This window comes from Actinomadura chibensis NBRC 106107, from assembly GCF_001552135.1.
Lineage (GTDB): Bacteria > Actinomycetota > Actinomycetes > Streptosporangiales > Streptosporangiaceae > Spirillospora > Spirillospora chibensis.
On the sequence record NZ_BCQP01000009.1, the window covers coordinates 75586 to 86953 of the forward strand.

At 76.3% G+C, this 11368-nt stretch carries 6 protein-coding genes; 3 read left to right on the plus strand and 3 right to left on the minus strand.

Going from position 1 to position 11368, the window contains the following annotated elements:
• Position 1: 1 nt before the first annotated feature.
• Positions 2–1576: a (2,3-dihydroxybenzoyl)adenylate synthase gene (locus ACH01S_RS04670; protein ID WP_083980322.1), complete on the plus strand. Its 1575-nt coding sequence runs from the start codon at positions 2–4 to the stop codon at positions 1574–1576.
• On the opposite strand, the gene ACH01S_RS04675 is transcribed toward ACH01S_RS04670, so the two are convergent.
• Positions 1564–2472 carry an MBL fold metallo-hydrolase gene (locus tag ACH01S_RS04675; RefSeq protein WP_067885709.1) on the minus strand — a complete coding sequence of 303 codons (909 nt, stop codon included), beginning with the start codon at positions 2470–2472 and terminating at the stop codon, positions 1564–1566. The genes ACH01S_RS04670 and ACH01S_RS04675 overlap by 13 nt on opposite strands.
• Before the next feature lie 111 nt (positions 2473–2583).
• Here ACH01S_RS04675 and ACH01S_RS04680 point away from each other — a divergent pair, with 111 nt between their 5' ends.
• Positions 2584–3441: a LysR family transcriptional regulator gene (locus tag ACH01S_RS04680; protein ID WP_067885711.1), complete on the plus strand. Its 858-nt coding sequence runs from the start codon at positions 2584–2586 to the stop codon at positions 3439–3441.
• A 10-nt stretch (positions 3442–3451) separates the two neighbouring features.
• Here the strand turns inward: ACH01S_RS04680 and ACH01S_RS04685 are convergent, their stop codons facing one another.
• Together ACH01S_RS04685 and ACH01S_RS04690 are read right to left on the minus strand one after the other, a co-directional pair.
• On the minus strand, positions 3452–4228 hold the full coding sequence (locus tag ACH01S_RS04685) for an Fpg/Nei family DNA glycosylase (RefSeq protein ID WP_067885713.1): 777 nt from the start codon (positions 4226–4228) through the stop codon (positions 3452–3454).
• A 34-nt stretch (positions 4229–4262) separates the two neighbouring features.
• Positions 4263–5573: a salicylate synthase gene (locus tag ACH01S_RS04690; RefSeq protein ID WP_083980323.1), complete on the minus strand. Its 1311-nt coding sequence runs from the start codon at positions 5571–5573 to the stop codon at positions 4263–4265.
• Between the two features lie 122 nt (positions 5574–5695).
• Here ACH01S_RS04690 and ACH01S_RS04695 point away from each other — a divergent pair.
• Positions 5696–11368, plus strand: a 5673-nt coding sequence (locus tag ACH01S_RS04695) for a non-ribosomal peptide synthetase (RefSeq protein ID WP_169809203.1), incomplete at its 3' end; no start/stop codon positions are given.

The window sequence follows — 11368 nt, forward strand, 5'->3', positions numbered from 1 at the left end:
CGTGGACGGCGTCACCCCCTGGCCCGCCGACCTCGCCGCCCGCTACACGGCGGAGGGGTACTGGAGCGACCGCGTCCTCGGCGGGTTGCTGCGCGGCGCGCCCGGCAAGACCGCCCTCGTCGCGGGCGACGACCGCCTCACCTACGCCGAGCTGTACGACCGCGCCGCCCGCACGGCCGCCGGGTTCCTCGGCCTCGGCATCGGCAAGGGCGACCGCGTCGTCGTGCAGCTCCCCAACACCACGGGGTTCGTGGTGGCGTTCCTCGCGCTCGTCCGCATCGGGGCGGCGCCCGTCCTCGCGCTGCCCGCGCACCGCGAGAGCGAGATCCGCTACCTGTGCGAGCTGGCCGAGGCCCGCGCCTACGTCTGCGCGGACCGCGACGGCGACTTCGACTACCGCGCCCTGGCCCGCACCCTCCCCGTCGAGCACGTCGTCGTGGACGGGGACGCCGAGGAGTTCGTCCCGCTCGCGAAGGTCGACGCCGACCCGGTCGAGACGGCGCCGCCCGCGCCGTCCGACGTCGGCGTGTTCCTGCTCTCCGGCGGGACGACCGGCCTGCCGAAGCTCATCCCGCGCACGCACCGCGACTACGTCTACAACCTGGAGGCCAGCGCCGAGGTGTGCGGCTTCACGCCGTCGACCGTCTACCTGGTGGTGCTCCCGGCCGCGCACAACTTCGCGCTCGCCTGCCCCGGCATCCTCGGCGTGTTCGCCACGGGCGGGACGGTCGTGCTCGCCCCGTCCGGGTCCCCGGACGAGGCGTTCCCGCTCATCGAGCGCGAGCGCGCGACGGTCTGCGCGGTCGTCCCGCCGATCGCGCTCCTCTGGCTGGACGCGGTGGCCTGGCAGGACGAGGACATCTCGTCCCTCCGGCTCCTCCAGGTCGGCGGCGCGAAGTTCGCCGCCGAGCGCGCCGCCGAGGTCCCGGACGTCCTCGGCTGCCAGGTCCAGCAGGTCTTCGGCATGGCGGAGGGCCTGCTCAACTTCACCCGCCTGGACGACCCCCGCGACCTGATCGAGCGGACCCAGGGCCGCCCCCTCTCACCGGCCGACGAGATCCTGGTCGTGGACGCCGACGGCGCGCGGGTCGCGCCCGGCGAGGTCGGGGAGCTGCTCACCCGCGGCCCGTACACGCTCCGCGGCTACTACCGCGCGCCCGAGCACAACGCCCGCTCGTTCACCCCGGACGGCTTCTACCGGACGGGCGACCTCGTCCGGCGGCTGCCGTCCGGCCACCTGATCGTCGAAGGGCGCGAGAAGGACCAGATCAACCGGGGCGGCGACAAGATCTCGGCGGAGGAGCTGGAGAACCACCTGCTGGCGCACCCCGCGGTCCACGACGCGGCCGTGGTCGGCGTCCCCGACCCGATGATGGGGGAGCGCACCTGCGCGTTCCTCATCGTCCGGGACGGCGAGAAGGCCCCCGACCTCCGCGAGATCAAGGACTTCCTGCGGACGCGGGGCGTCGCCGCCTACAAGTTCCCCGACCGCCTCGAAACGGCCGACGCGTTCCCCCGCACGCCCGTGGGCAAGGTCAGCAAGAAGGCCCTGACCGCCCGGATTCATTCGGCCTGATGGGGATGTGAATGTTCGGCGCAGAGGCAGGCGACCGCGTTCTCTATCCATTCCCGGCCGGTCCAGTCCGGGTGCAGTTCGAGCATGAGGGCCTTCACCTCCTGCGCGGTCGTCTCCTCGCTGACCGCCGAGTCGCGCCTTTTCCAGGTCTCGTCGCGTAGCAGGCGGAGATAGTCGCGGACGTCGCGCAGCAGGCCCGCGCCGCCGATGTCGCCGTGGCCGGGGACGACGGTCCCCGGCGGATCGACGGCCAGGCGCTCCAGCACCGCGAGCCACCGCAGTCCGGACACGTCGGTGTCGTGCGGCGGGAACCACGGGAAGATCGCGAACTGCCCGGTCTCGACGAGGTCGCCGGTGAACAGGACGTCCGCGTCCGGCACCCGGACCACCTGGTCGCCGCGGCTGTGCGCCCGCCCCGTCGCCCGCAGTTCCACGACCCGGCCGCCGAGGTCCAGGTCGTGGGAGTCGTCGTAGACGACGTCCGGGCGGGGGAGTTCGACGCCCTCCAGATGGCGCGCGACCTCCTCGCTCAGCCCCTTGAACATCTCGATGTATCCGGGGCCCTTCGTCGTGAGGTCGTCGGCTTGGGCGCGGTTGACCAGGAACGTCGCCTCGCCGGAGAACGTCCCGGCGCCGAGCGCGTGCTCCGGGTGGAAATGGGTCGTGGTCAGGTAGAGCCTGCGTCCGCGCGCGTACTCGGCGGCGAATTCGAGCACGGTCTCCGCGTTCCGCGGGCCGAGGCCCGTGTCGACGACGAGGACGGAATGCGTCCCGCCGATCACCCCGATGTTCGGCACGAGCTGCACCCCGCGATTCGGGACGGCCACCAGGTCGCGTCCGAGTTCCCGGACGCCGGTGATCTGCACGGCGGGATCGGCTCCGGAATGCACGGGCATGGTCGCTCCTCGAAATCAGTCGTCGGTGGAATCCCAGTTCAGCGCGCGGCGCGTGCGGGCGTCCAAGTCCGATCCCGTGGCCCCGATACCCGTCCGGTATCGTCGCCGGTGATGGAGCTGCGAGAACTCCGCTATTTCGTGGCGGTCGCCGAGGAGCTGCACTTCGGCCGGGCCGCGGCGCGCCTGCACATGACGCAGCCTCCGCTGAGCCGGGCCGTCAGGCGGCTGGAGGCCGACCTCGGACACCCGCTGCTGAGCCGGTCGCCCACGGGCGTGGCGCTCACCCCCGCCGGGGCCGCGCTCTACGACGAGGCGCGCACGCTGCTCGCGCAGGCCGACCACGCGCGGGCGCGGGTGGCCGCCGCGGGCGGCGCCGCCGCGCTGGCCGTCGGCACGCTCGGCGACAGCGCGGAGCGGGTCGGCGCCGGGCTCGCCGCCGCCTACCGGGAGCGGCACCCGGAGGTGCGCGTCCGGGTCCGGGAGGCCGACTTCACCGACCCGTCCGCGGGCCTGCGGGCGGGCCTCGTGGACGTCGCCCTCACGCGCCTGCCGTTCGACGACGCGGGCCTCGCCGTCCGCGTGCTCCGCACCGACCCGGTCGGCGTGGTGCTCCGCGCCGACGACCCGCTGGCCGGACGCCCCCGGCTGCGCTCGGCCGACCTCGCCGACCGCCGCTGGTTCCGGCTGCCGGACGGCGTCGACCCGCGCTGGCGGGCGTACTGGAGCGGGCCCGCCGGAAGCGACGGGCCCGTCGTCCGGACGGTCCACGAGTGCCTCCAGGCCGTCCTGTGGAACGGGAGCGTCGGCCTGGCCCCGCTCGACCTCGACCTCCCCGACGGCCTCACCTCGGTCGCCCTGGCGGACATGCCGCCGAGCCGTCTCGTCGCCGCCTGGCCCGCCGCCGGCGCGAACCCCCTCGTCCGCTCGTTCGCGCGGATCGCGGCGGACGTCTACCGCGCCGCCGCCTAGCCCGGCGGGCTCACCCGGGCTGGCAGCGCGGGCACCAGACCGTGCGGCGGCCGGAGAGGCGGCGGCTCGCCAGGTGCGCGCCGCAGCGCGGGCAGACCGGGTCGGGGTCGTCGCGGGCGCCGGTGAGCCAGGCGGCGCGCGGCGGGACGCGCCCGGCCTCGACCGACGCGCGCAGCACCCGGCGCATCGCCCGGTGCAGGGCGGTGAGCTCGGACGCGTCCAGGCTCCCGGCGGCGCGCAGCGGGTTGATCCGGGCGCGCCAGCAGATCTCGTCGGCGAGCAGGTTGCCGAGGCCCGCGATCACCGACTGGTCCGCCAGCGTCGTCTTCAGCCGTCCCCGGGGTCCGGACAGGAGTTCGGCGAGCCGGTCGCGGGAGACGTCGAGCGCGTCCGGGCCGAGGTCGCCGAGCACGCGCGGCGCGGCGGCGGCGTCGGCGGCGAGGTGGATCCCCATCAGCTTGCGCATGTCGCGGTAGCGCAGCTCGCCGTCGCGGAGCCGCCACACGACGCGGACGAACCGGTCCCGCGGCTCGTCCGCCGGATGCCAGGACAGCGAGCCGGTCATGCCGAAGTGGATCAGCACGACCGGTCCCTCGGCCGGGGCGATCAGCCACTTCCCGCGCCGCCGCGCCGCCTCGAACCGGTGGCCGCGCAGCGCGGCGCGGAGCCGCCGGGCGGTGACGCCGCGCAGGACGCCCGCGTCGTAGACGGACACGGACTCGATCGGCTCGCCGGTGTGCTCCTCCAGCACCCGCCGGAACCCTTCGACGTCGGGTAGTTCGGGCATGCGCCCCTCTTACCCGCCGCGCCGCCGTGCAAGGTCAGCGGAGCGGGACGACGTGCGGCGCGATGCTGGAGAGCTTCTCGCAGGTCTCCTCGAACTCCCGGTCGGGCGTGGACGCGCCGACGATCCCGGCCCCGGCGCGCAGCCAGGCGCGGCCGTCCTCGTTGTAGAGGGCGCGCAGGACGAGCGCCGAGTCGAGCGACCCGTCGTGCGAGACGGCGACGACCGCGCCCGAGTAGAGGCCCCGGCGCTCCTCCAGGCGGGTGATCGCCTCGATCGCCTCGGGCTTCGGGATGCCGGACGCGGTGACGCCGGGGAACAGCGCGTCCAGGGCGTCCCAGGACGTGCGGCCGGGCGCGAGGACGCCGCCGACGCTGGAGCCGAGGTGCTGGACGCTGCCCCGCTCCTTCACCGTCATGAACCCCGTGACCTGGACCGATCCCGGCTCGCACACCCGGTTCAGCTCGTCCTGGGAGGTGCGGACCGACACCGCGTGCTCGTAGATCTCCTTCGGGTCGGTCTCCAGGTCCCGCCGGGTGCGGGCGTCGGCGGCGGCGCCCGCGCCGAACGCGCGGGTCCCGGCGAGCGGCTGGGTCATGACGCGTCCGGCGGCGTCCACGCCGGCGAGCACCTCGGGGCTGAACCCGGTCGCCTGGAACCCGCCGAGGTCGAGCAGGAACGAGCGGGCCGGGGTGTTCGCGCGGCGGCCCCGGACGAACGTCGACACGACGTCGACGGGGTACGGGACGTCGACCCGCCGCGACACGATGACCTTCTGGTAGCGGCCCGCGCCGATCTCGGCGACCGCGTCCGCGACGAGGGCGCGGTAGGCGTCGCCGCCGGTCCGGACGCCGACCGGCGAGGCCGCGCCGACGAACGGCGCGGCGGGTTCGCGGAGCAGCTTGGCGACCTGCTCGGCCTCGGCGGCGTCGACGCCGGTGACGCGGGCGCGCCCGGCCTCGACCGTGACCTCGGTGCGCGGGACGAGCAGGTGCGCGAGCCGCCCGCGCGGCTCCGGCGCGGCGAACTCGAAGGCGATCCAGCCGTAGGCGTTCCAGGCGGGCAGCGGGGCGGCGGCGAACGTGTCGCGGAGGGCGTCGGCGGGGCGTCCGGTCCAGGCGCGGGCGGCGGGCGCGCGGCCCGGCCAGCGGGCGTGGACGCGATCGGCGTCGAGGACGACCTCGCCGAGCAGGCCGCCCGCGAACGTCCACGAGCCGGGGCGCTCGTAGACGACGTAGTCGTCGAACAGCCCCGAGGCGGCGAGCCGGGCGGTCAGCGCGAGGGGTTCCGATTCGTGTTCGACGAGCCGGGCGGCGGGTTTCGCATCAGTGCTCAGACCGGAGGACAAGGCGTCGACATCCTTTCGCGGGCCGGGGGATCCCGAACTTAGGTAAGGCTAACCTTGTGCGATTTTCGTAGGCAAGGCTAACCTAACCCGCGATGGTCCAGCCGACGGCGAAAGAGTTGAGCGTGCAGGAGCAGACGGTGGTCAGCGAGGTCCGGACACGGCGGCGCGAACTGATGCGCCGGATGATGGCGGAGGCGGGGCTCGGCCCCGACGCCGCCCGGCTCGCCCCGCGCGACGGCGACGGGCCCGCCCCGCTGTCCTACGCGCAGCAGAGCATGTGGCTCCACCACCGCGCCTTCCCCGACAGCCCCGCCTACAACGTCTGCCTGCTCGTCCGCATGTCGGGGCCGCTCGACACCGGCGCCCTGCGGGACGCGCTCCGCGCCCTCCTCCGGCGGCACGCGGTCCTCCGCACGACCTACGCGGAGGACGGCGACGGCCGCGCCGTCCAGACCGTCACCGACGACGGCTCCCTCGACCTGACCCCGGTCGACTGCGCCGACCCGGACGCGCGGGCCGCCGAGCTCGCCGCGCGGCCCTTCGACCTGCGGAACGAGCGCCCGATCCGCCTGGAACTGCTGCGCATGGGCGGCGACGAGCACGGCCTCGTCCTGGTCGTGCACCACATCGCGTGGGACGGCATGACGTGGGGCTCGCTGTCGCGCGACCTGTCCGCGCTGTACCGCGCCGCCGTCACCGGCGAGCCGGACGGGCTGCCTCCGCTGGCCGTCCAGTACGCCGACTTCGCCGAGTGGGAGCAGCGGCGGCCCGTCCCGGAGGCGGACCTCGCGTACTGGCGGGAGCGCCTCGACCCGCCGCCCCCTCCGCTCGACCTGCCCGCCGACCGGCCGCGCGGCGCCGCGCCGTCCGAGCGCGGCGGACGCCGGGCGCGGCGCTTCGGCGACGACGTGACCGGCGGGCTGCGCGCGCTCGCCGCCGAGGAGGACGCCACCCCGTACACGGTGATGCTCGCCGCGTACGCCGTCCTGCTGCACCGCTACACCGGCGCGGACGACGTCGCGGTCGGCTCGGCCGTGATGAACCGCGAGCACGCCGAGGTCGAGCGGCTCGTCGGGAACTTCGGGAACACGCTGGTGATGCGGGTCGGGCTGGCGGGCGCGCCGACGTTCCGCGAGGCGGTGCGGCGCGCCGCCCGGACGGTCGCCGAGGGCTTCGCGCACCAGTCCGCGCCCTACGACCGGCTCGTCCGGGAGCTGCGTCCGGCGCGCGGGCGGGGGCGGTCGGCGTTCTTCGACACGATGCTGCTGTTCCTCGCCCAGGAGATCGGCGAGCTGGACCTGCCCGGCGTCACGTCGACGTGGACGCACGTCCACAACGGCACGACGCACTTCGACCTGTCGCTGGAGGCGTTCGTCCGGCCGGGCGGGATGACGGTCGAGGCGACGTTCCGCCGCGAGCTGTTCGACGACGAGCGCGTGGACGCGCTGCTCGGCCACCTGGAGACCCTGCTGCGGGACGCGCTGGCCGACCCCGACCGCCCGATCGGCGCGCTCCAGGTCATGGACGGCGCCGAGCGCGCCCTCATCGACGCCGCCAACGACACCGGCCGCGACCTCCCGCGGACGAACGTGGTCGCCCTGTTCGAGGAGCAGGCCGCCCGCACCCCGGACGCGACGGCGATCGAGGCCGGGCCGCTGTCGCTCACCTACGCCGAGCTGGACGGGCGCTCGTCCGCCCTCGCCGCCGAGCTCCGCGCCCGCGGCGCCGGGCCCGAGCGGACCGTGGCGCTCGCGCTGCCGCGCACGCCGGACCTCGTCGTCGCGCTGCTCGGCGTCCTGAAGTCGGGCGCCGCGTACCTGCCGCTCGACCTGGACCATCCCGCCGACCGGCTCGCCTACATGCTGGACGACGCCGCGCCGCTCTGCGCCATCGTCACCCGCGACACCGCGAGCCTCCTGCCGGACACGACCGGCCTGCTCGTCGTCGACGGCCCCCGGCCGGACGTTCCGGCCGTCCCGTCCCGTCGGCCGCGCGCCGACGACCTCGCCTACGTCATCTACACGTCCGGGTCGACGGGGCGTCCGAAGGGCGTCGCCGTCCCGCACGGGGCGCTGGCCAACTTCCTGCTCACGACGCGGTCGCGGCTCGGCCTCGGGGCGGGCGACCGGCTCGTCGCGGTGACGACGGTCGCGTTCGACATCGCCGCGCTGGAGCTGTTCGTCCCGCTGACGAGCGGCGCGACGGTCGTGCTGGCCGACCGCGCGGCGGTCCGCGACCCCGCCGCGCTCGGCGCGCTGCTGGCGGACGCGACCGTCGTGCAAGGGACGCCGTCCCTGCTCGGCACGCTCGACCCGGACGCGCTCAAGGGCAAGCGGGTCCTGGTCGGCGGCGAGGCGCTGCCCGCCGCGCTCGCCGAGACCCTCGCCGGGACCGCGTCGCTCGCGACCAACCTGTACGGGCCGACCGAGGCGACGATCTGGGCGACGGCGGCGGACCTGCCCTCGTCCGGCATCGGCACACCGTTCTGGAACACCCGCGCCCACGTGCTGGACGCGGCACTGCGTCCCGTCCCGCCGGGCGTGCCGGGCGAGCTGTACCTCGCGGGCGCGCAGCTCGCGCGCGGGTACGTCGGCCGCCCGGACCTGACGGCGGAACGGTTCGTGGCCGACCCGTTCGGGCCGCCCGGGTCGCGCATGTACCGGACGGGCGACCTCGCCCGCCGCGCCCGCGACGGGTCGATCGAGTACCTCGGCCGCACCGACGACCAGGTGAAGATCCGCGGGTTCCGGATCGAGCCCGCCGAGGCGGAGGCCGTGCTCGCCGCGCAGCCGGGCGTCGCGCGGGCGGCGGTGGTCGTCCGCGAGGACCGGCCCGGCGAGCCGCGGCTCGTCGGCTACTACGTGCCGGACGGCGCGGCCCCGGACGAGGCCGCGCTGCGCGACGCGCTCGGCCGGGCGCTGCCCGAGTACATGGCGCCGTCCGCCCTCGTCGCGCTGGACGCGCTGCCCCGGACGGTCAACGGCAAGCTCGACCGCGCCGCGCTGCCCGCCCCCGAGGCCGGGGTGTCCGGCCGCGCCCCGCGCGACGCCCGCGAGGCCGCGCTCTGCGCGATCTTCGCCGAGCTGCTCGGCGTCGAGGGCGTCGGGATCGACGACGACTTCTTCGCGCTCGGCGGGCACTCGCTGCTCGCCACCCGCGTCGCCGCCAAGGCGCGGGCGGTGCTCGGCGGGACGCTGTCCATCGCGGACGTCTTCGAGGCGCCGACCGTCGCCGCGCTCGCGCCCCGGCTGGTCGCGTCGCAGGCGGCGCGCGTCCGCGACGTCGCGCGGCCGGACGTCGTCCCGGCGTCGGCGGCGCAGCGCGGGCTGTGGCTGGAGGAGCGGCTGCGCGGCCCGTCCGCGTCGTACTCGCTGCCGCTCGGCCTGCGGCTGCGCGGCCCGGTCGACGAGGCCGCGCTGGACGCCGCGTTCGCCGACGTCGTCGCCCGCCACGAGGCCCTCCGGACGCTGCTCGTCGAAGGCCCGGACGGGCTGCCGGTGCAGCGCGTCCTGGAACCGGACGTGCCCGTGCGCCTCGCGATGATCGACGCCCGCGCGGAGACGCCGGAGCGGCGGGCGGCGATCGAGCGCGAGGCCGCCGCGCACGTCTTCGACCTCGGCCGCGACCTGCCCGTCCGCGGCACCCTCGTGCGGACCGGCGACGACGCGTGGTCGCTGATCCTGCTGCTGCACCACGCCGCCGCCGACGAGTGGTCGTTCACGCCGCTGCTCGCCGACCTGGCCCGCGCCTACGCGGCCCGCCGGGACGGCCACGCGCCCGGCTGGGAGCCGCTGCCCGTCCAGTACGCCGACTACGCGGCCTGGCAGCGGGAGGCCGCCCCCGACGCCGCCGAGGGCCTCGACTTCTGGGCGGACGCGCTCGCCGGGCTGCCGGAGGAGACCGTCCTGCCGTTCGACCGGCCGCGCCCGGCGGAGGCGGCGCACCGGGGCGGGCTCGTCCCGTTCCGGCTCCCGGCCGCCGGGGCGCGGCGGCTCGCCCGCGACACCGGGACCAGCGTGTTCATGGTCCTGCACGCCGCCGTCGCCGCGCTGCTCCAGCGGTTCGGCGCGGGCGACGACGTGGCGCTCGGCTCGCCCATCGCGGGACGTCCCGACGAGGACCTCGCCGGGCTCGTCGGCGTGTTCGTGAACCCGCTGGTGCTGCGGACCGACCTGTCCGGCGACCCGACGTTCGCGGAGCTGCTCGACCGGGTGCGCGCCGCCGACCTCGCCGCGTTCTCGCACGCCGACGTCCCGTTCGAGCGGGTCGTGGACCGGCTCGCGCCGGAGCGGTCGCTCGCCCGGAGCCCGCTCTTCCAGGTGATGATCGTCCACCAGCGGCTGGCGGACGTGCGGCTCGCGCTGCCCGGCGTGCGCGCGGAGCCGTTCCTGCCCGAGACCGGCGGCGTCAAGTTCGACCTGGACCTGTACTTCGCCGAGGGCGACGCGGACGTCGAGGGGTTCGCCGCGTTCGACGCCGACCTGTTCGACGCGCCGACCGTCGAGCGCCTCCTCGACGCCCTGGACGACCTCCTCGCCCAGGTCACGGCCGATCCGGGGCGGCGGCTCTCGGCGCTCGGGCCGCGCGTCGAGCATCCCGACACCTCCCGCGCGTGGCCGGTGCGGACGGTCGCCGCGCTCATCGAGGAGCGGGCCGCCCGCGCGCCCGGCGCGACCGCCGTGGTGTTCGGCGACACCGTCCTCACCTACGCCGAGCTGGACCGGCGCGCCGAGGCGCTCGCCGACCGGCTCGCCGCCGCGGGCGCCGGTCCGGAGAAGGTCGTCGCGATCGCGCTCCCGCGCTCGGACGAGTTCGCCGTCGCGCTCCTCGCCGTGCTCAAGACCGGGGCGGCCTACCTGCCGGTCGACCTGTCGTATCCGCCCGCCCGCGTCCGGATGATGCTCGACACGGTGCGGCCGGTGCTCGTGCTCGGGCGCGACGAACCGCCGGCGGACGCTCCGCCCCGGCCGCGGCCCGACGTGCGGCCCGAGCACGCGTCGTACGTCGTGTTCACGTCCGGGTCGACCGGGACGCCGAAGGCCGTCGTCGGCACCCAGCGCGGCCTCGCCAACCGGCTCGCGTGGGGCGCGGACCTCGCCGCGCCGGGCGTCCGCGTCGCGAAGAGCTCGCCCGCCTTCATCGACGGGACGACCGAGCTGCTCGGCGGCCTCGTCGCCGGGGACGCCGTCGCCATCGCCGACGACGCGACCGCCGCCGACGCCGTCGCGCTCGCCGCGTTCGCCGAGCGGCACGGGGCCGGGCTGGTCACGCTCGTCCCGAGCCTCCTCGCCGCGCTGGCGGAGAACGGGCTCCCGCCGTCCGTCACGACGTGGATCAGCAGCGGGGAGGCGCTGCCGCCCGCGCTCGCCGCGAAGGTCCCGGCCCGGCTGATCGACCTCTACGGCTGCTCGGAGGCGGCGGGCGACAGCCTGATCGGCGTGGTCGCCGAGGGGGTCGCCGAGGGCGGGGGACTGCGGCCGATCGCGAACACGCGCGCCCACGTCCTGGACGGCGCGCTCCGCGAGGTCCCCGTCGGCGAGCTGTACCTCGCGGGCGACGGCCTCGCCCGCGGCTACCTCGGCGACCCGGCCCGCACCGCCGAGCGGTTCGTCGCCGACCCGTTCGGCCCGCCCGGCTCCCGCCTCTACCGGACCGGCGACCGGGTCCGCCGCCGCCCGGACGGCGGGCTCGACTTCCTCGGCCGCGCCGACGCGCAGCTCACGCTGCGCGGCTTCCGGATCGAGCCGGGCGAGGTCGAGGCCGCGCTCGCCGCGCAGCCCGGGGTGCGGCGGGCC

What these genes read in the sequence shown, in the direction of transcription:
- ACH01S_RS04675 (WP_067885709.1), bottom strand. Translation starts at nt 2,472, where the DNA reads ATGCCCGTGCATTCCGGAGCCGATCCCGCCGTGCAGATCACCGGCGTC.
- ACH01S_RS04680 (WP_067885711.1), top strand. Translation starts at nt 2,584, where the DNA reads ATGGAGCTGCGAGAACTCCGCTATTTCGTGGCGGTCGCCGAGGAGCTG.
- ACH01S_RS04685 (WP_067885713.1), bottom strand. Translation starts at nt 4,228, where the DNA reads ATGCCCGAACTACCCGACGTCGAAGGGTTCCGGCGGGTGCTGGAGGAG.